General features: G+C 63.4%; 16 protein-coding genes and 1 pseudogene. 12 read left to right on the forward strand and 5 right to left on the reverse strand.

Annotated elements, in window-relative coordinates; genetic code table 11:
- Window positions 1–68: 68 nt before the first annotated feature.
- Entirely contained in the window at window positions 69–2,000 is a 1,932-nt protein-coding gene (thiC, locus tag FA94_RS03360) for a phosphomethylpyrimidine synthase ThiC (RefSeq protein ID WP_035546706.1), read from the forward strand.
- Here the strand turns inward: thiC and FA94_RS38490 are convergent.
- Entirely contained in the window at window positions 1,994–2,155 is a 162-nt protein-coding gene (locus FA94_RS38490; protein WP_156126509.1) for a hypothetical protein, read from the reverse strand. The two genes, thiC and FA94_RS38490, sit on opposite strands and share 7 nt — an antisense overlap.
- Window positions 2,156–2,220: 65 nt before the next feature.
- On the opposite strand from FA94_RS38490, the gene FA94_RS03365 reads away from it, so the two are divergent.
- From FA94_RS03365 to FA94_RS03380, 4 genes are all read left to right on the forward strand, one after another.
- The gene (locus FA94_RS03365; RefSeq protein WP_035546709.1) at window positions 2,221–2,433 is read left to right on the forward strand and encodes a YMGG-like glycine zipper-containing protein; all 213 of its coding nucleotides are present in this window, start codon (window positions 2,221–2,223) and stop codon (window positions 2,431–2,433) included.
- 169 nt (window positions 2,434–2,602) lie between these two features.
- Window positions 2,603–3,145 (forward strand): hypothetical protein, encoded by a 543-nt coding sequence (locus tag FA94_RS03370; RefSeq protein WP_035546716.1) that lies wholly within the window; start codon window positions 2,603–2,605, stop codon window positions 3,143–3,145.
- A gap of 411 nt (window positions 3,146–3,556) precedes the next feature.
- Window positions 3,557–5,155 carry an L-lactate permease gene (locus FA94_RS03375; protein WP_035546718.1) on the forward strand — a complete coding sequence of 533 codons (1,599 nt, stop codon included), beginning with the start codon at window positions 3,557–3,559 and terminating at the stop codon, window positions 5,153–5,155.
- Window positions 5,156–5,519: 364 nt separating this feature from the next.
- Entirely contained in the window at window positions 5,520–6,446 is a 927-nt protein-coding gene (locus tag FA94_RS03380; protein ID WP_035549189.1) for a DMT family transporter, read from the forward strand.
- A gap of 542 nt (window positions 6,447–6,988) precedes the next feature.
- Here FA94_RS03380 and FA94_RS39045 read toward each other — a convergent pair.
- Window positions 6,989–7,144, reverse strand: coding sequence for a hypothetical protein (locus FA94_RS39045; RefSeq protein WP_176059697.1), 156 nt, complete (start codon window positions 7,142–7,144; stop codon window positions 6,989–6,991).
- Window positions 7,145–7,397: 253 nt separating this feature from the next.
- Window positions 7,398–8,627 (reverse strand): NlpB/DapX family lipoprotein, encoded by a 1,230-nt coding sequence (gene bamC, locus FA94_RS03385; RefSeq protein ID WP_035546719.1) that lies wholly within the window; start codon window positions 8,625–8,627, stop codon window positions 7,398–7,400.
- Between the two features lie 458 nt (window positions 8,628–9,085).
- Between bamC and FA94_RS03390 the strand changes: the two genes are divergently transcribed.
- From FA94_RS03390 to FA94_RS03400, 3 genes and pseudogenes are all read left to right on the forward strand, one after another.
- Window positions 9,086–9,550, forward strand: a complete 465-nt coding sequence (locus FA94_RS03390) for a DUF2844 domain-containing protein (protein ID WP_035546721.1) — start codon at window positions 9,086–9,088, stop codon at window positions 9,548–9,550.
- 105 nt (window positions 9,551–9,655) lie between these two features.
- A pseudogene (locus FA94_RS03395) lies at window positions 9,656–10,908 on the forward strand (DUF3443 domain-containing protein).
- A 181-nt stretch (window positions 10,909–11,089) separates the two neighbouring features.
- On the forward strand, window positions 11,090–12,988 hold the full coding sequence (locus FA94_RS03400; RefSeq protein ID WP_035546723.1) for a glycosyl transferase family 1: 1,899 nt from the start codon (window positions 11,090–11,092) through the stop codon (window positions 12,986–12,988).
- A gap of 214 nt (window positions 12,989–13,202) precedes the next feature.
- Here the strand turns inward: FA94_RS03400 and FA94_RS03405 are convergent, their stop codons facing one another.
- Window positions 13,203–13,799, reverse strand: coding sequence for a hypothetical protein (locus FA94_RS03405; RefSeq protein ID WP_035546726.1), 597 nt, complete (start codon window positions 13,797–13,799; stop codon window positions 13,203–13,205).
- Between the two features lie 267 nt (window positions 13,800–14,066).
- On the opposite strand from FA94_RS03405, the gene FA94_RS03410 reads away from it, so the two are divergent.
- Complete coding sequence (locus FA94_RS03410) at window positions 14,067–14,675, forward strand: cadmium resistance transporter (RefSeq protein WP_035546728.1); 609 nt, start codon at window positions 14,067–14,069, stop codon at window positions 14,673–14,675.
- A gap of 144 nt (window positions 14,676–14,819) precedes the next feature.
- Here FA94_RS03410 and FA94_RS03415 read toward each other — a convergent pair whose 3' ends face one another.
- Window positions 14,820–15,161 (reverse strand): hypothetical protein, encoded by a 342-nt coding sequence (locus tag FA94_RS03415; RefSeq protein WP_035546730.1) that lies wholly within the window; start codon window positions 15,159–15,161, stop codon window positions 14,820–14,822.
- Between the two features lie 307 nt (window positions 15,162–15,468).
- Between FA94_RS03415 and FA94_RS03420 the strand changes: the two genes are divergently transcribed.
- From FA94_RS03420 to FA94_RS03430, 3 genes are all read left to right on the forward strand, one after another.
- Window positions 15,469–16,374: a class I SAM-dependent methyltransferase gene (locus FA94_RS03420; RefSeq protein ID WP_035546732.1), complete on the forward strand. Its 906-nt coding sequence runs from the start codon at window positions 15,469–15,471 to the stop codon at window positions 16,372–16,374.
- 311 nt (window positions 16,375–16,685) lie between these two features.
- On the forward strand, window positions 16,686–18,404 hold the full coding sequence (gene leuA, locus FA94_RS03425) for a 2-isopropylmalate synthase (protein ID WP_035549190.1): 1,719 nt from the start codon (window positions 16,686–16,688) through the stop codon (window positions 18,402–18,404).
- Between the two features lie 255 nt (window positions 18,405–18,659).
- Window positions 18,660–19,241, forward strand: a complete 582-nt coding sequence (locus tag FA94_RS03430) for a GlcG/HbpS family heme-binding protein (RefSeq protein ID WP_197070173.1) — start codon at window positions 18,660–18,662, stop codon at window positions 19,239–19,241.
- The last annotated feature ends 9 nt before the right edge of the window (window positions 19,242–19,250 follow it).

The following is a 19,250-nucleotide window of genomic DNA, read 5'->3' on the forward strand; positions in this document are numbered from 1 at the left end:
CATTGCTTTGGCATGGGACCGGAATAGGCATTCAAGCGCCAACTCCGGTCAACCTAGGAGATAAACGCATGAACGCCAACCCGAAATTCCTTTCCGCCGACGCGCACGTCGACGAAGCCGCTGTCGCGCCGCTGCCGAATTCCCGCAAGATCTACGTGACCGGCTCGCGTCCCGACCTCCGCGTGCCGATGCGCGCAATCTCTCAATCGGATACGCCGGACAGCTTCGGCGGCGAAAAGAACCCGCCGGTCTATGTCTACGACACGTCGGGCCCCTACTCCGATCCGGACGCCAAAATCGACATTCGCGCCGGTCTGCCCGCGCTGCGTCAGGCGTGGATCGAAGAGCGCGGCGACACCGAAGCTCTGACGGGTCTGTCGAGTGACTTCAGCCGCGAACGCGCCGCTGATACCGCCACCGCTGAGCTGCGTTTCCAGGGCCTGCACCGCACGCCGCGCCGCGCGATCGCCGGCCAGAACGTGTCGCAGATGCACTACGCACGCAAGGGCATCATCACGCCGGAAATGGAATACATCGCGATTCGCGAGAACCAGCGCCGCGCCGAGTATCTGGAAAGCTTGAAGACAAGTGGCCCGAACGGCGAAAAGCTCGCCGCGATGATGGGCCGCCAGCATCCGGGCCAGGCGTTCGGCGCAAGCGCGTTCGGTCCGAACGGCCTCACCGCGATCACGCCGGAATTCGTGCGTGAAGAAATCGCCCGCGGCCGCGCGATCATCCCGAACAACATCAATCACCCGGAAAGCGAGCCGATGATCATCGGCCGCAACTTCCTCGTGAAGGTGAATGCGAACATCGGCAATTCGGCCGTGACGTCGTCGATCGGCGAAGAAGTCGACAAGATGACGTGGGCGATCCGCTGGGGCGGCGATACGGTGATGGATCTGTCCACCGGCAAGCACATTCACGAAACGCGCGAGTGGATCATCCGCAATTCGCCGGTGCCGATCGGCACGGTGCCGATCTATCAGGCGCTCGAAAAGGTCAACGGCAAGGCGGAAGACCTGACGTGGGAAATCTTCCGCGACACGCTGATCGAACAGGCCGAGCAAGGCGTCGACTACTTCACGATTCACGCGGGCGTGCGTCTGCAATACGTGCCGATGACGGCCAAGCGCATGACCGGCATCGTGTCGCGCGGCGGCTCGATCATGGCGAAGTGGTGCCTGGCTCACCACAAGGAAAGCTTCCTGTACGAGCATTTCGAAGACATCTGCGAAATCATGAAGGCCTATGACGTGGCCTTCTCGCTCGGCGACGGCCTGCGTCCCGGCTCGATCTACGATGCGAACGACGAAGCGCAGCTCGGCGAACTGAAGACGCTCGGCGAGCTCACGCAGATCGCGTGGAAGCACGACGTGCAGACCATGATCGAAGGCCCCGGCCATGTGCCGATGCAGCTGATCAAGGAGAACATGGACCTGCAACTGGAATGGTGCGACGAAGCGCCGTTCTACACGCTGGGACCGCTCACCACCGACATCGCACCGGGCTACGATCACATCACGTCGGGCATCGGCGCGGCGATGATCGGCTGGTTCGGCACGGCAATGCTCTGCTACGTCACGCCAAAGGAACACCTCGGCTTGCCGAACAAGGACGACGTCAAGACCGGCATCATCACGTACAAGCTCGCCGCGCACGCCGCCGATCTGGCGAAGGGCCATCCGGGCGCGCAGGTGCGTGACAATGCGCTGTCCAAGGCACGCTTCGAATTCCGCTGGGAAGACCAGTTCAATCTCGGTCTCGACCCGGACAAGGCACGCGAATTCCACGACGAAACGCTGCCGAAAGATTCGGCCAAGGTCGCGCATTTCTGTTCGATGTGCGGTCCGCACTTCTGCTCGATGAAGATCACGCAGGACGTCCGCGAATTCGCCGCGCAACAAGGCGTCACCGACGACGAAGCGTTGAAGAAAGGCATGGAAGTGAAGTCGATCGAGTTCATGAAGAAAGGCGCGGAAATTTATCAGCGTCAATAATGGTTGAAGCGTTTGGCGGGTGATGCGGTTGCATCGCCCTTGAGCGCACGACTTTGTACTGCAGCACCGAAGCCCGCCATTGCGCGGGCTTTTTTGTTGGTTTTTTCGTCGGCTTTCTGGTTGATCGCTTCGTTAAGTGACTTAACAGCAGGCACGCCGCATGCTGACAGAAGGGAAACGCTGGATTACGAACAACTCACTTTCCACGGGAGTCAGCATCATGAAATCGATCCGACAAATCAGTGCGCTTGCCACACTCATCGCCGTGGTGGCCAGCCTTTCCGCCTGTGGCGACATGAGCCGGCAAGGCCGCGATACGGCCGTCGGCGCGGGCCTGGGCGGCGCGGCGGGCGCGGCGATCGGCGGCAATGCGCTGTCGACGGTGGGCGGTGCGGCGGCGGGCGGCATCATCGGTAATCAGGTGGGCAAGTAACGGCGGCACGCGAGCGGCCGACATTGGCGACACCGGTCGGCCGCCTCGTCCATGTTTTGCAATGACCTGAAATAAGCCGTTACGGTTTTGCAATCCTGCATGCATCCTCGCGGCGTAAGCTCATGGGAACACGCCGCCGGCCGGCGTTCGATATAACCAGGAGCGCGTCATGAAGTCCCGCGTCGTCAATTCGTTCCGTGCGTTCGGCCAACGGCTGCCGCGCGGTTTTTACCTTTGCTTGTCCAGTCTTTCGCAAACCGGTATCGCCCTCGGCGGCGCCGTCTGCGTGTTGACGCTGTCCGGTTGCTATTACCCGTACGGCTACTATCCGGGCGCTTACTCGCCGTACTACGCCACCGTCCCCGCCGGCGCTACCCAGCAGGATCTGGGCGTGGCGCAAAACGATCCCGCCGCCATACAACAACAGCAGCAACTGCAGGCACAACAGGCACAACAGGCGCAGTCGCAAGCGCGGGCGGCCCAGCAGGTACCGCCGGCCACCTACGCGACCGCAGTGGTTCCGCCTCCCCCGGTCTATGTCGCGCCGGCTTATCCCGCCTACTATGCGCCGCCGGTCTATCCGGCCTACCCAGCCTATTACGGCGGCTATCCGGGCTGGTATGGGCCGTCGGTGTCGATCGGCTTCGGTTTCGGCGGCTACTGGGGCGGCCATGGCGGCTGGGGCGGCGGCGGGCACGGCCACTGGCATTGATCAGTGCTGATGGGTGCTGATGGGCGCTGATTCGCACGGGTTGGCGCCGGTCTTCTCCGCTTCTCCCTTTCTCCGCTTCTGCTCGCGTCTCGGGTCGCCGGTTCCGTTCGTGAACCCTTAACCTACGCTCGCGCGGCCGTCTGAAGCGCCGCGCGACACCCCTGTCATGCTCAACGCGTCGCCCAATCCGTCAGGCGACGCGCATCCTTGTCCCGTCTCCGCCGCGCGCCCGTAGTTTCCCTTCTTGACCTGCCCCAGCCGAGTTCTATGCTTCTGTAGAACCGCACGCAGTACCCGTTTAAATAAGCGCCCCGGCCGACCTCACCGTTGCCGCCGGCGCCATCCGTCCTAACGACGCGCCCCGTAGTGCGCAGTGCCGCGTCGAGTCCGAACAACAACGAAGGAGACCCGATGTTTCATCAACTACTCACTCCGGTCGGCAACTCATTGCTGCCCTCGTTCCTGGTCGCCGCGCTGCCGATCATCGTGGTGCTGCTCCTGCTCGGCTGGGCGCGACGGCCGGCCTGGCAGGCGTCGCTCGCGGGGCTGATTGTCGGTCTGATCGTGGCGATCTTCGTCTGGCAATTCCCGGTGGGACTCGCCTTCGACTCGGTCGCCAACGGCGTCGTGTTCGCCTGCTGGCCGGTTATGTGGATCGTGTTCACGGCGATCCTGCTGTACAACATCTCGCAGCGCTCGGGGCGTTTCGCGGCCTTCCGCATGTGGATGATCGACAATCTGCCGAACGACCGGCGCGTCGTGCTGGTGGTGATCGGCTTCTCTTTCGGCGCGCTGCTTGAGGGCATTTCCGGCTTCGGCACGCCGGTCGCGATCACCAGTTCGCTGCTGATCCTGCTCGGTTTTCCGACGCTCGAAGCGCTCACCTTCACGCTGATCTTCAACACCGCGCCGGTCGCGTTCGGCGCGCTCGGCGTGCCGATCACCGTGCTCGGCGCGGTTACGCACCTGCCGGCCGATTCGCTCGCCAAGATGGTCGGCCGCCAGTTGCCGTTCTTCGCGTTCCTGCTGCCCTTCTATGTGATCGGCGTGTACGCCGGCTTTCGCAACATGCTGCGCGTGTGGCCGGTGCTGCTGGTGTCGGGCGCGAGCTTCGCGCTGACCCAGTTCGTCGCGTCGAACTATGTGAACTACAGCCTGACCGACGTGCTGTCGTCGATGGTGTCGCTGATCCTGACCATCGCGTTCCTGCGGGTCTGGCGGCCGGCGGTGGATCCCAAGTTCGCGATCAACATCGACCGGGTCGGCGAGGTGCGCGGCAAGATCGGCGGCGGCCAGGGGTGGTATCCGTGGATCATCGTGTCGGTCGTGGTGATCATCTGGACCATCGCGAAGATCTTCCTGATCGGCGACGTCAAGGTGCCGTGGCCCGGACTCGACAAGGCCGTGTTCATCACGCTGTACAACACGCCGTATGGCGCCGTGTGGGACTTCCAGCCGCTGGCCACCGGCACCGCCATTCTGGTCGCGGCGATCATCACCGCGTTCGTGGTCGGGCTGAGCGCGAGCGAGTTCGGCAAGGCGATCGCCGACACGTGGGTGCAGACGCGGATCGCGATTCTGACCGTGGCGACCATCGTCGGGCTGGCGTATCTGATGAACTACTCGGGGCTGACCTATACGCTCGGTCTGGGCGCGGCGTCGGTCGGGCCGTTCTTTCCGCTGGTGTCGGCGTTCCTCGGCTGGGTCGCGGTGTTTCTGTCCGGCAGCGATACGTCCGGTAACGCGCTGTTCGGCAACCTGCAGGTCGTGGCGGCGCATCAGTTGAATCTCAATCCGATCCTGATGGCGGCGACCAATTCGTCGGGCGGCGTGATGGGCAAGATGATTTCGCCGCAAAACATCTCGACCGGCGTGGCGACCACCGAACTCAAAGGCAAGGAAGGCGTGGTGTTCGCGCGGACCTTCAAGCATTCGATTCTGCTGACGGTGCTGCTCGGGGTGCTGGTGTGGCTGCAACAGAATGTGTTGCAGGGGATGATTCCGCATTAGGAAAATGGGAGGAAGTCGGCCGCTGGCCATTCGCGGCCTATCCGCTGCCGACTTCCGTGATTCCGTATCTCCGTATTCCCGTACTTCCGCAATTCGGCGATACCGCAAAATAATTCACGACCTCGCGGCACGTCCCCGCCCTGACCGTGGCTCCTCTATCTGCGCAGCCAATCACATTGTAATTTTTCTCACATCAGCGTGAGAATTGCTCGTTTTGCATACGCCTCGCCAGCGCTTACGATCTCCTTATCCGACGCCCCACTCTCCTGCATCTTGCCGTTTCATTCCAGGCTGAAACGTTTCGCGCGATCGCGCTGCTACGATGCGCTGGCGTCTCGACTCAACCGCGCGCGGCGCCACTTCGATGAATGCTAAAAACCTGCTCCAGTTGCTGATTCTCGCCGCCCTGTGGGGCGCGTCCTTTCTGTTTATCCGCGTCGGCGTGGCCGATTTCGGCGTCGCGCCGCTGATGGCGCTGCGTGTCGGCATCGGCGCGGCCTTCCTGATCATCGTGCTGATCGCGCGACGGCCGTTGCGGCAATCGGCCACGATCCTGCGCACGCGCGCCCTTCCCCTGCTGGTGGTCGGGATTCTGAATTCGGCGGCGCCTTTCTGCCTGTTCGCGTACGCCGAGCTGACGCTGTCGGCCGGCGTTACCTCGGTGATCAATGCGAGCACGCCGCTGTGGGGCGCGCTGGTCGCGTTCGTCTGGTTGCGCGACCGGCTGAGCGGGTTGCGCACGCTCGGTCTCGTGGTCGGCTTTCTCGGCGTGTTGATGCTGGTGTGGGATCAGATCGCCGCGCCGGGCAGTTCGGCGGCCACGCCGCTGACCACCGCGCTGGCGGCCGGCGCGGCGCTCGGCGCCACGCTGCTGTACGGCATCGCCGCCAACTACACCAAGCGCCATCTGACCGGCGTCGATGCGCTCACCGTCGCCGCCGGCACGATGACCGGCGCCACCATCGTGCTGCTGCCGCTCGCGGTGATCTACTGGCCGGCCGCGCCGATCTCGCTGCATGCGTGGGGGGCGGTGATCGCGCTGGGCGTCGCGTGTACCGGCGTCGCGTATATGTTGTTCTTCCATCTGATCGCGGTGGCCGGACCGGCGCGCGCTATCACGGTGACTTTCGTGATTCCGATTTTCGGCATCCTGTGGGGTGCGCTGTTTCTTGGCGAAAGCGTGTCGCCCGGCATGCTGGAAGGCTGCGGCGTGATTCTGGTCGGCACCGCGCTCGCCACTGGCGTCATCAAGCGGCTGCCGTGGGTCGGGCCGCGTCGCGCTGATACCTGAAGCCGGATTTTGGGTCGGGCTCGGGCTCGAACAAGGTTCGGCGCTCGTCACGTTGTCTTGTTTTTTGTTGTTTGCGTCTTCATCGACCACGTTCAGCCACAGTCGGCCACGCTCGGCCACGTATTGCGCGTCGCCCAAAAAAATAGCCCGCACTCTTTCGGAGTGCGGGCGAAACCGTCGCCCTACGAGGATAGGCGACGGGGCCACCGAGGCCGCGCGCTGCGCGCAGGCCATCATCGGGTTCAGCACTGGTTTATCGTCCGATGCTGGAATCGTCTGGAACCCCTGCCTGGAAAAACCATGTCGGCTTAACCAGTCCGGCCCCATGAGTCTATAAAAGCAGCTTGTGTGCCAGTTGCTGGAAGTCAGCGGAGAAATCTCGCAAGCGTTTGATTTTTATTGGAATTTATTGCGAGAGGGTGAGGCGAGGAAGGCGCTGGAACAGGCTTCGGCAGTTACGTCACCGGGGTAACGTCACGTTACACGCGGCCGCACATGGCGGCCGTATACGTTCGATTCATACGCGACCGGCACGGCGGCGTTCAATGGCCGGGCCACTTCGGACGCTGCGCCGTACTGTGCCGCAGACGCAGCCCCGCCGGCGGCCGCGATTCACGCGGGTTCAACGCTGCGCCGCACACGAGCGCCAGGACGAGCAAGCTCGCCGCCCACATCCAGTAAGGAATCACGTCGAACATGGCCAACTCCGGTTGATTGCCGGGCCATCCCGGTATGTCGGAGTCAAGCAAAACACGTGCTCGGTGCCAGGAGTGCCGTGGGGTCGACGGTTAGATGCGGATTCACCCGGCGCTGGGTTAGTGCGCGGCAATACTCGCGGGCGAAAAAAAACCCGTCCAGGACGAATCCCGGACGGGTTTTTTGACTGCTGTGGCTGCCTGCCGTGCCTTACCGCGCTTGACCGCCGCTCGCGGCAGGCACAGCGGCTGAGACTCAGTGCAACTGGTCGACCATCAGACTCATGATCTGCTTGGCCTGCGGGCCCTGATCCACATCGCCCTTGTCGTTGACGACGGCAACGCGAGTCTGGTTAGGCGTCACCGCCCGCACGTTCACCAGATACTGCTTGGCCACCTTTTCCTTCTTGCCGTGGAAAATCTGGCTCCAGAAGCCCTGCTCCGCCGACGTCAGATCCTTCGGATCGACATAGCGCACGAAGTACAGGCCACGACTCGCATCGCGGTCGTCGACCGTGAAGTTGCTGCGGTCGAGCGCAAGGCCCACGCGCAACCACGCGCGGTCGTACGGCTCGCCCAGCGTGAGCTCGGTCGACGAGAACTGCGCCTGCGTGTTGGGCAAGTCCGCGTCCGGCATGGGTTGCTGCGCCGACAGCGCGACATTTTGCGCCGCAGTGGCCGCTGCCGCCGATTTGGCGCCCGCGGTAGCCGCGTTCGGCGCGGTTTGCGCGCCGGCCGGCGTCAGATCCGCGCTTTGCGTGTCGCCCGATTTGCGCGAGTCAGCCAGCGCCAGCGTCGCCATCAGGCGCTTCAGGTATTCCTGCTCGAGGCCCGGATCGTTCGGCTTGGCTTCCCACTTGGTCGAATCGTTGTTCGGACCGGTGACCGCCTCGCGCAACCCCTTCTGGCTGATGAACACATACGTGCCGCCGCTCGGCGACGTTTCGAGACGCGTGCGGTACTTGTTGCGCTCCGAACTCACGTAGCTGTTGCCCATGGCTTTGGACAGCGTGTTGCGGATCAGGCCGTCGTTGATCTGGGCGTGGGTTTCGTTCCAGTCGGTTTCCATCACGCCCTTGTCGCGCTGGTCGACCACCAGCAGGAAGCCCTGCTCCTGCCAGAAGCGGCGAATCTGCGCCCAGGCCTGCGCGGGCGACTTGTTGTCGATCACCAGCCAGCTTTCCGTGCCGTCGCGCTGGATGTGCATGCCGGTAACCGGCGGCACCACCACCGTGGCATTCTGCGACGGCGCTTGCGCCTGAACCTGCTTGAGCGTGGACAACGAGGTTTCGCCGCCTTGCGGAGGCAACGAACGCTGATCGGCCGTCTCGTCGATCATGTTCGGCGGGACGGCAAGTGACACCTGCTTCGATTTCGAGTCGCTCTTGTAGTCGATTTTGGTCGGCGACGACGTGCCGCAGCCGGCGACCAGACCGCCTGCCATCAGCATTACTGCAAACCGCTTGGTAAGACGAAGATCAGTCATGTTCGGGGAATCCTTCCGCTACGCCACGGCAAGTTTCCGTGGATCAACCCAACATTTTACCGATCCCGGCGAGTCGTGTGCAAAAAGTGGGGTTTGCCCGAGAAATGAGCAGCGCGCGCGGGCTCGTCGAGCCTCGGCCGCAGCCCGTTTGTCCTGCGTCTTCGCGACGCTCGCAAGGCGTTCTCTGTCCCGGGGAAAAACTCAGCCGCGATCGTTTTCAACCTGCTTTCGCGCGGCGTATTTAACAATCCGCCACGTTTCCTAATTCGTTGTCAGACGTATCCCCCATCTGCGTCAGATCCTTGTTTTAAAGGCTTTTTGCGTTCGGTTCGCACGTCAATTTTGAGACTACTCGATCCAGCGAATCGCCCGCCTGACGAAGATCAGGAAACCTCAGTGTTATCTTGAATTGGACGTCTCAATAAAGTTTGAGCGCTTCCCTCGCGAGATCGACTGCTATGCAAAAAACGCGTGTTTGTCAGGCCCTGAGCATTTCGACGCTGGCCATTCCTCTCCTCTGCGCGAACGTCCCCGCGCACGCCGAACTGGGCGGCGCGATGCCGCTCCAGGCCGATTCGACCGGCGCCGCGCCGCAAACCCTGCTGAACGGCGCGCTGCGCCTGCGCACGCTGACCGATGCCGGCGCGACGACCGTCAACGAGTACGCGACCAGCACCGGGCGGATCGTCGCCTATGCGTGGCAAGGCCCGACCATGCCGGATCTGCAGGCGCTGCTGGGCCCGTACGCGGAGTCGTACCGCAACGGCGCCGCGGCGTCGACGGCGAGCGGCAATCTGCACGCGTCGCGCGTGGTGCGCCCGGACGTGATCGTGGAATCCGGCGGCCCGATGCGCGGCTATGTGGGACGGGCGTGGCTGCCGTCGGCGTTGCCGGCCGGCGTCGCCGCTGACGATTTTCGGTGACGGGTCGTGGCGGACGGCGGCGGGCCATATCCGGCCGCCGTGTATCAGGCCCAAACCCCAAGCCAGCCCCCATCAAAAAATAACGCGCCGGAGACCTCTCGCACCATGACCCCGTCCTTCTCTTTGCTTACGCTGGTCCTCGTTTGCGCCGCGCTCGCGGGTTGCGGCGGCGGCGGCGGCACGTCGACCAGCGCCCCCCAACGGGCGCGGTTGCCCCGCTCGCCGCCAGCGCACCCGCCGGCGCGTCCACGCCCGCCGCCAGCACATCGGTGCCGCAATCGACCCTTGCCAACGTCCAGCCGATCGCCGTCACCACCGCGCCGGGCCTGACGCGCAACATGCTGACGACGAGCGTCACCGTCTGCCAGCCCGGCACCGACAACTGCGCGACCATCGACAATATTCAGGTCGACACCGGCTCGCACGGCTTGCGGATTCTGGCCTCGGCGCTGCCGGCGAGCCTCCCGCTCGCGGCGATCGCGTCGGGCGGCGGCATCACCGGCGAGTGCGCGGTGTTCGGCGGCGGCTACGCGTGGGGCGCGGTGCGCAGCGCGGACGTGCGCATGGCCGGCCAACTGGCCGCGTCGATCCCGATCCAGTTGATCTCCGACCCGGCGGCGCCGACCGTCCCCGCCGATTGCGCCGCCTCCGGCCCGGCCATGCTGACGGTCGCGAGCCTGCGCTCCAACGGCATTCTCGGCGTCGGCCTGTTCGCGGCCGACTGCGGCGCCGGCTGCGTCAATGCCGCCTTGCCGCGCTGGTACTACCGTTGCGATGCGAACGGCGCCTGCGTCGCGAGCGCTCAGGCCCTCGCGCAGCAGGTGACCAACCCGGTCAGCCGCTTCGCGCTCGACAACAACGGCGTCGTGATCGACCTGCCGGCCATCGCCGACAGCGGCGCGGCCAACGTCGCCGGCTCGCTGATCTTCGGCATCGACACCCAGGCGAACAACACGCTCGGCGGCGCCAGCGTCGTCAAGGCCAATTCGCAGACGGGCTACGTGGTCACCACCAGTGCCGGACAAACTTACTCGCAAAGCTATATCGACAGCGGCTCGAACGGGCTCTTCTTCAGCAGTACGCTGTTGCCGCAGTGCGGCTTCTGGTATTGCCCCAGCGCAACGCAAGCCGCCAATGCCGCGATTTCCGGCACGAACGGCACGTCGAACCCGGTGTCGTTCGAGATCGGCAATTCGAACGTGCTGTTTGCCTCGGCGAACAATGCTTTCGACAACCTGGCCGGCGTGGCCGGCAGCAGCTTCGGCTGGGGCCTGCCGTTCTTCTACGGACGACGTGTCTACACAGCCATCTCGGCACGCGTGACGTCAGCGGGACCGGGGCCTTATTACGCTTTCTGAACCTGAGGGCGGCTCTGACAGACTCGCCCTACATGCGGCATCGAGACGGCGCTTTCAGACGCGGAAACTTCTCGAATCCGCGGGACGGGTTAATTTGAACGCCATCGGCTGCGATAATCTTATGCTTCGACTAACGTCGTTTCTATTTAGTTAGTCATGCGTAACTCGAGAACATCGCCTGATGCAAGAAACCACCTTTTCGCTCGACCACTTCGAGCAACTCGTCTACACGCGTCAGCATGTCAAGGCGTCGATCCAGCTCGTCGCCGCGCTGGCGCTGTTGCAACAGAACGGCGGCAAGCTGGACCACCGCTTCGTGGCGTCGGGCATGCTCGACCTCACGCCCAGCGAGCAGCGCCAACGCTTCTGCAGCCGTCTCGCGAGCGCGTCGTCCACGCTGTTCGCCGACCCGGATTTCAGGTTGCCTGCCGAGTGCTTCAGATTGCTTCTGACGCTGCACGAATGGCTTGGCCTGGTGTTCTCGACCACACCGTTCGGCAATGCCGATCCGGTGAGCCGTCACCTGAACCCACGTGGCCCGGAGAACACGCAGTTTCTTGCCGGCGACTGTTTCGTCGAAAAACTATGCGTGCTCTATTCGACCGAGTCCGAACTGGAGATCGACTTCGCCGCACTGTGGGCGTACGACAAAACCCTCGCGGCCAGTCTCGCGCTCGTGCTGCTGGCGCCGACGTTCAAGGGCTCGCCGAGCGCGCACGTCAAACGCGAAGCGCTGATCGAATGGCTGCCCGGCAAGCTGCGGCAGATCGACGACCTCGACGACTTGCCCACCGCCCTGCTGCATAACGCCTACATGTTCTGCAGCTACGCGGACTCGCCACGACGGCATGAGATCAAGCGGGACATCAACGTGCTGGTGCGCCGCAAACTGGCGCAACTGGGACTGACCGATCTGCCGGCGAAGGTAGCGGCGGTAAAACCGGCGCCCGCTTTAGCGCCGGCGAAAAACCGCACGCGGCGCGGCAAGAAACCGCTGATGCTGGTCGTGCTGGAGTGGTTCGGCGGCGCGCATTCAATCTACCGCACGCACTCGCGCACGCTGGAGGCGGCGCGCGAACATTTCGAGGTGGTCGGCTTCGGTTTCGGTTACGCGATCGACGACATCGGGCGCGCGGTGTTCGATCGTTTCATTGAACTGGAGCAGCCAGAATACATCGGCGAATGCCTGAAGACGATTCGCGACTTTGCCGAGGCCGAAAAGGCGGAGGTGTTGTATATGCCGAGCGTGGGCATGTTCGTGCTGAGCGTGTTCATGTCGAATCTGCGCGTCGCGCCGCTGCAGATCGCCGGTCTGGGCCACCCGGCCACCACGCACTCCGACAAGATCGACTATGTGAGTGTCGAAGAAGATTACGTCGGCGACCCCGCCTGCTTTAGCGAGCGCCTGATGACGCTGCCGAAGGACGGCCAGCCGTATCGCCCTTCGGTGTCGCTGCCGGACATCGTCGCGCGGATTCCGCCGTCGCGCGAGACCCTGGAGATCGTCGTCACGGCCAGCGCGATGAAGCTGAATCCCGGCTTTCTCGACGCGTGCCGCGAGATCGGCGCGCGCGCCGCGACGCCGGTCGAGTTTCATTTCATGAGCGGCGTGCCGGCAGGTTTGCCGCTTGATCGAATCCGCGACGTGATCGGACAGGCGTTACCGCGCGCAATCGTGCATGGCTTCCACGATTACGCGGGCTATCTGACGTACGTCAATCGCGCCGATCTGTTTCTCAGCCCGTTTCCGTTCGGCAATACCAATGGCATCGTCGATGCGCTCACGCTGGGTTTGCCGGGTGTCTGCAAACGCGGTGCGGAGGTGTTCGAGCGGATCGACGGCGCGCTGTTCGAGCGGGTGGGCATGCCGTCGTGGACCACGGCTGACAGCGTCGAGGATTACATCGCCGCCGCGGTCCGGATGATCGACTCGCACGACGAGCGCAAGGTGTTGCGGCAGAATTTGATCGATACGCGGGCGGTGGAACGTTGCTTCGAGGGGCGGCCGCAGGCTTTTGGCGAGCGTGTGCGGAAACTGATGCGGGAAAAGAAAAGCCATCGCGCGGAGGCGATGGCTTGAGGGTGGTTCAGTTGTTTGGGCTTAGCAGCGTTGGTGGCGAGTTTGCGGTTTGACTGGGCCCGGAGGCTGAAGCGGCTCGGCCGACACATCGGCTGGGAAGCCGGCTGGGTAAACTGGCTGACAGGCCGACTGAGAAGCCGGCTGAGAAGCCAACTGACAAGCCGGCTAAGCGTCCACTCGCAAGCGACACGACTCGCCAACGCGCCAGAGCGATTTATTCCTCGGCGGCTTCGGCAGGCGGTGCGGCAAGCTTGGCAGGCGCCAGCCAGGTGAACACGCCCAGCGTCTCGCCGTGGAATGTGCATTCGGCGGCGGCAGCTGTTGTCGTCTTCTTCGGCTTGGCGTTTTTGGGCGCAAGCGCGTCGGCGCTCGAAGCAGCCTTAGCCACTGCTGCCGCTGCTGTTTCCGATGGCCCGGCGGCATTCGCCGCCACGACAGGCGCCGAAGCCGACGATCCGGCCGAAGCCGCCGACGCCGCTTGCACGCCCGAAGCCGCGGATGCAGTCTGTGCCATCTGCCCCGCCCGCGCTGCTGAAGCCGCGACCGGTGCAGCCGCCTTCGGCGCGACAGGCGGCCTAGCCGCCGCCACTTCCGACGCCGTCATCACGTGTTCGATCGTACCTTCGACCACCACCCGTGTACCGTCGATCGCGGCACCCGCGTGATCGATCTTCAGCGTATCCGTGGAAGTGTCAGCCAGCTTGCTTCGCATCAACTGCTCGCATGCGCTCGGGTTCTTATAGACGGCACAGCCGGCCAGCAACGTGGCGGCAGTCGTGACGCAGACGAGGGAGAGAATCCGAATCTTCATTGATGTTCCGTTTTTCAAGCCGTCGGCAATTGTAGCTTACGGGGCGGACACTCGACGTCGGCCGCTACGGTCTGTGTGACGCGCGGGCCGGCAAGCCTGGACCGCGCGCAAAACGACTCGCGACACGTCAAAACCTTGACCTCGCCAGCGCGTATCGGCATGGTGTTGAGCGGCCGCCGCTGTTGCGCCGCGCGGCTTTCTTTCCCGCCTGCGTCCCTCAAGGGACGCAGCCCGGTTTCTTCACCCCGTATCGACCGGCTTTCCCGCATGCTCAGCCTCGCCCTGCTCGCCATTGCGGCTTACGTCGCCACCAACATCGACAACCTGTTCGTGTTGCTCGCCTTTCTCGCGGAAGCGGGACGCCAGCGACGTCGTGTGATCGTGGGGCAATTCGCAGGCTCGCTGGCCTTGATCGTGGCGGCAACTCTGGTGGCGGCGCTGTTGACGCGTTTGCCCACCGGTTACGTCGGCCTGCTCGGCATTCTGCCGATCGGCGTCGGGCTCGCCAAGGCATGGGAACGGTTCGGCCCGTCCAGCGCCAACCCGGCAAGCGCATCCGGAACGGCCGCCACAGTGAGCGACGGCTCATCCTGGTGGACCGTCGCATGCGTGGCGGTCGCCAACGGCTCGGACAACATCGCCGTCTACGTGCCGTTGTATGCCAGTCATTCACATGCCGACGGCATGTTTATCTCGCTGATGTTTATCGTGATGATCGGGCTCTGGTGCGCCGGTGCGGTGTGGCTCGTCGAACATCCGTTGCTCGGCGCGCCGATCCGGCGTTACGGCACGGCACTGCTGCCGCTGATCCTGCTGGTAATCGGCGTGTCCGTGATCGTGCAGAACGACACGCTGCGGATCGTGTTCGGCCTCTGATCCGCGCAAAACTTCAATTAGTCAGCCGCAGTCGGCCGCAGTCAGAACAGTCAGCCGCAGTCAGCAACAGTCAGCAACGGCCCCGTGCGGAGATGCGCTGCACACCAGCGCGCGATGCGGCACGGCCGTTCTCCCTCTGAACCCTTAATTGGCCGGCATCGACGGCATGGCGGTCGGCTGCACATACGTGCGCACGCCCGCGAGCGGCGAACCGTAGCCGCCGGCATTCGTGTTGTTCGGCAAGCCGTTGACCAGTTGCGCACGCGGGTCGGTCGGATTCAGGTTCATCTCGCCGGCCTGCTGGTTGCCGTGCGTCGGGTATTCGCTGCCGCGCGCGGCGTTCGGCATCAGGCGTAAGCCGTTTTGCGGCGCGTTGACGTCGTCCTGCACACTCAGGCCCTGAGCGCCCGCCTGCGCAGCGATCCCGCACGCGGCGGCGCATAGCAAGATCCGTACTGCCTTCAATGTCCTCGACGTTCGTTTCATGGCTGCCTCCGGCAAAGTGAAAAGAAGTGATCCTGTCCGCGGTTTCCGATCCGGCGATCCGGCGATCCAGCGCGCGGCCAACGCTGATCCTTTTAGTTATACGCGCCGCCGTCCGGTTCGGATTCGGCAACTTCGGCCACGTCAACATCAACCTCCCGCACTGCAATCCCCGCAACCCGCGCTCCCGCTTGTCCACCGCCTCAAGACAATTCACCCACCCTCCGACGCCGCAACATCAGCACCCAATTCCGCCAGCGCCTATCTTTATTCCGATTGCCGATTTCCCCGCGGTTCGAACGCCCTGATAATGGATCTCATGAACGCCAACTTCACTCCGAAAGCCCGCGCGCTGTCTGGCACGCTCGCGGCATTCAGCGCCGCACTGCTCATGGCGGCATGCGCCGGCCCGACTGCGGCAACGTCAACGGCATCAGCATCGAACCCGGCCGCCACCCCAGCCAACGCGGCGCAACTGCAAGCCGCAGTCGCCGGCCCTCAACGCGGCGCCAAAGCTCGCCAGCGCGACCTCTACCGTCATCCGCAAGAAACCTTGCAGTTCTTTGAGCTGACGCCGTCGCAAACCGTGCTGGAAATCGCGCCCGGCGGCGGTTGGTACACGGAAATCCTCGCGCCGTACCTACGCGACCAGGGCAAGCTCTACGAGGCCGAATACGACGGCCCGCAAGCCGTGCCATCGGCGGAAACGCAAGCCAACCGGGCCGCGTACGCGCGCAAATTCGCCGCCGCGCCCGCCGTGTACGGCAATGTGGTGGTCGGCACGCTGAAGGCCGGCCAGTTCAACGGCTTCCCGGCGGACGCCCGCTTCGACCGCGTGCTGACCTTCCGCAACATCCACAACTGGATCAAGGACGGCCAGATCGACGCCAACCTGCGCGCCTTTTACGCGGCGCTCAAACCCGGCGGAATACTCGGCGTCGAAGAACATCGCGCGGCGCCCGGTACTTCGTTGCAGCAGACCATCGACAGCGGCTATGTGACCGAAGACTACGTGATCGAGCACGCGCGCGCGGCCGGCTTCCAGTTGATCGGCCGCAGCGAAGTGAACAGCAATCCGCGTGACACGAAAGACTATCCGCACGGCGTCTGGTCGCTGCCGCCCACCTACGAGGGCGGCGACGTCGACCGGGCAAAATACGCGGCCATCGGCGAATCGGACCGCATGACCTTGCGCTTCCTGAAACCCGCGCAATAAATCCGCGGCGCCAGCAAGGCGTCCGCAGCGGCGTCCACACGAGCCGCCGGCGGGATGGCGCTTGACGCCATCCCAATAATATGTTCCTATGGCGCACTATGTACCGCGCCCAGACCATCCTATCGCTACTACTAGCCCCCTCTACCGGGCTAGGTCTGCTGCTGCGCGCTTCCGTCTGAATCTGCTACACCCGAAGCACCGCTCAATTCCCCAGTAACTGACCCAGCCCCGGTTTCCGACCGGCGCGTTGTTACATCTGTTCGTCGTCCGGTCGATTCCCAGCTATCTGGTCTCACCCTCGGATGATGAAAATGTTGAAGAACCCTGCTACCAAATACCGCTCGTTCAAGCCCGTCAACTTGACGGATCGCCAATGGCCGTCGCGCACCATCACGCGCGCGCCGATCTGGATGAGCACCGACCTGCGCGACGGCAATCAGGCGCTGTTCGAGCCGATGAACGCGCAGCGCAAAATGCGCATGTTCAAGACGCTGGTGCAGATCGGCTTCAAGGAAATCGAAGTCGCGTTTCCGTCGGCATCGCAGACCGACTTCAATTTCGTGCGCGAGCTGATCGAAGGCGGCCATATTCCGGACGACGTCACCATCGAAGTGTTGACGCAAGCCCGCGACGACCTGATCGAACGCACCTTCGAATCCTTGCGTGGCGTACCGCGTGCGATCGTCCATCTGTACAACGCGACTGCGCCGGAATTCCGCAAGATCGTCTTCGGCCTCGAGAAGAGCGGCGTGAAGGAGCTCGCGCAAAAGGCCGCGCGCACGATGAAGCGTTTCGCCGACGCCTCGCCGGAAACGCACTTCACGCTGCAATACAGCCCGGAAGTGTTCAGCGGCACCGAACTCGACTTCGCGAAGGAAGTCTGCGACGCCGTGTTCGACATCTGGCAACCGACGCCGGACCACAAGGCGATCGTCAACCTCCCCGCCACCGTCGAAATGGCCACGCCGAACGTCTACGCGGACCAGATCGAATGGATGCACCGCAATCTCGCGCGCCGTGACTCGCTGATCGTTTCCGTCCACCCGCATAACGACCGCGGCACCGCGGTCGCGGCGGCGGAACTCGCAGTCATGGCCGGCGCCGATCGTGTCGAAGGCTGCCTGTTCGGCAATGGCGAACGCACCGGCAATGTCGACCTCGTTACGCTCGCGTTGAATCTGTACACGCAGGGCGTCGATCCCGAACTCGATTTCTCGAACATTAACGAAGTCGCGCGCACCGCGGAAGAATGCACGCAGTTGCCGGTGCATCCGCGTCACCCGTATGTCGGCGATCTGGTGTTCACCGCGTTCTCCGGTTCGCATCAGGACGCGATCAAGAAGGGGCTCGCGGTACAGAAGCCGGACGCGTTGTGGGAAGTGCCGTATATGCCGATCGATCCGAGCGATCTCGGCCGTACGTACGATTCGGTGATCCGCGTGAACAGCCAGTCGGGTAAAGGCGGCATTGCGTACCTGCTCGAACAGAGCTACGGCGTGGTGTTGCCGCGCCGCCTGCAGGTGGATTTCAGCTCGGCAGTGCAGCGTTTTACTGACGAAAGCGGCCATGAAGTCACGCCCGCACAGATCTGGGCGTTGTTCCAGGAAGAGTATGTCCAGAACGTCGCGCCGATTCATTACATGGGCCACAACCTGTCCGAGCGCGACGGACGTGAACACATCAAGCTCACGGTCGAGATCAACGGCGAGCGCCGCGTGTTGAGCGGCGAAGGCAATGGCCCGCTGGACGCGCTGATGCACGCCATCGGCGCACCGGTGCGGATCCAGCACTATGAAGAACGCGCGTTGACGCAGGGCGCGGATGCACGCGCGGTGGCCGTCGCCGAAATGGCGGGCGCCGAGGTGGCGGGTAGCGCGTTCGGCGTCGGTATCGATGCCAATCTGGTGACCGCATCGATTCGCGCGGTGATCAGCGGCGTCAATCGTGCTTATGCACGCGCTAATGCGGAGGCGAAGGCAAGCTTCTTCGACGCGGCATTGAGCGATGCGGCACAAGACGTAGCGGTGTGAAATAGCTAGCCTGCCATTGATGGCTAGTGTTGTTGAAGGGGCGTTCGATTCATTTCGGACGCCCCTTTTCTATTGGCCGCGATTGTGGTCCGCAAAGCACGTCGTGCTCGTTCTGCAATACCGAATTGCGCTCTACTCTCTTTCAGCGGCAAAGCGACCCTGCGATAGTTGCGCCGTCTTCTTCCCGAACTTTCGATTCGGGTTCAAAGGAGACTCAGGCAGTTTTCTATCGACATGAAAGCGAGAGTGCAAGCAATGAACGTTGAATACGCTAAAGCAAAAGGACGTGGCCTCGTCCTGTACAAAACGCTGGCAGGACTAGCGGTGTTGGTGGTTTCGGGCATCGCTCCGTCGATGCCCGTGAATGCGGCAACGCCACTCAATACCAGCGTACTCCCGCTGTCGTTAGCAATGGATGCCGCGACCGAAACGATCCACGCCTGCGAAGCCAAAGGTTTCCGGGTCGCCGTCGCGATCGTGGATGCGGACGGCGTGATCAAGCTGCAACTACGCGGCGACGGAAGCCCGATTCATTCGCAAGGGTTCTCGTTTCGCAAGGCCTACACCGTCATGAGCATGAGGCCGATGATGGGCGCCGATACGAATGGCGCGCTAATCAAACTGATATCCGGCTTCGCGCCGGGACTTCCGGCCGTCGCGACCAGTGGAACGCCGAATCTTCTATTCCTGCCGGGCTCCGTTCTGGTGAAACAGAACGGGCAGGCGATTGCCGCCATCGGTGTAAGCGGCGCACCCAAAAGTGTCGATGACGAGCTTTGCGCGCAAGCCGGTCTCGACAAGATCAGGAATCACCTCACCGACACGTCGTCCAATTGAAATGCCACT

Origin of the sequence: Burkholderia sp. 9120, from assembly GCF_000745015.1 — a bacterium.
Classification (GTDB): Bacteria; Pseudomonadota; Gammaproteobacteria; order Burkholderiales; family Burkholderiaceae; genus Paraburkholderia.

Bases quoted from the DNA above. Each gene is read 5' to 3' on its own strand.
- bamC (WP_035546719.1), bottom strand. From the start codon at position 8,627: ATGACTGATCTTCGTCTTACCAAGCGGTTTGCAGTAATGCTGATGGCA.
- FA94_RS03430 (WP_197070173.1), top strand. From the start codon at position 18,660: ATGAACGTTGAATACGCTAAAGCAAAAGGACGTGGCCTCGTCCTGTAC.
- FA94_RS39045 (WP_176059697.1), bottom strand. From the start codon at position 7,144: ATGTTCGACGTGATTCCTTACTGGATGTGGGCGGCGAGCTTGCTCGTC.
- FA94_RS03365 (WP_035546709.1), top strand. From the start codon at position 2,221: ATGAAATCGATCCGACAAATCAGTGCGCTTGCCACACTCATCGCCGTG.
- thiC (WP_035546706.1), top strand. From the start codon at position 69: ATGAACGCCAACCCGAAATTCCTTTCCGCCGACGCGCACGTCGACGAA.
- FA94_RS03410 (WP_035546728.1), top strand. From the start codon at position 14,067: ATGCTCAGCCTCGCCCTGCTCGCCATTGCGGCTTACGTCGCCACCAAC.
- FA94_RS03370 (WP_035546716.1), top strand. From the start codon at position 2,603: ATGAAGTCCCGCGTCGTCAATTCGTTCCGTGCGTTCGGCCAACGGCTG.
- FA94_RS03420 (WP_035546732.1), top strand. From the start codon at position 15,469: ATGGATCTCATGAACGCCAACTTCACTCCGAAAGCCCGCGCGCTGTCT.
- FA94_RS03390 (WP_035546721.1), top strand. From the start codon at position 9,086: ATGCAAAAAACGCGTGTTTGTCAGGCCCTGAGCATTTCGACGCTGGCC.
- FA94_RS03400 (WP_035546723.1), top strand. From the start codon at position 11,090: ATGCAAGAAACCACCTTTTCGCTCGACCACTTCGAGCAACTCGTCTAC.
- FA94_RS03415 (WP_035546730.1), bottom strand. From the start codon at position 15,161: ATGAAACGAACGTCGAGGACATTGAAGGCAGTACGGATCTTGCTATGC.
- FA94_RS03380 (WP_035549189.1), top strand. From the start codon at position 5,520: ATGAATGCTAAAAACCTGCTCCAGTTGCTGATTCTCGCCGCCCTGTGG.
- leuA (WP_035549190.1), top strand. From the start codon at position 16,686: ATGTTGAAGAACCCTGCTACCAAATACCGCTCGTTCAAGCCCGTCAAC.
- FA94_RS03405 (WP_035546726.1), bottom strand. From the start codon at position 13,799: ATGAAGATTCGGATTCTCTCCCTCGTCTGCGTCACGACTGCCGCCACG.
- FA94_RS03375 (WP_035546718.1), top strand. From the start codon at position 3,557: ATGTTTCATCAACTACTCACTCCGGTCGGCAACTCATTGCTGCCCTCG.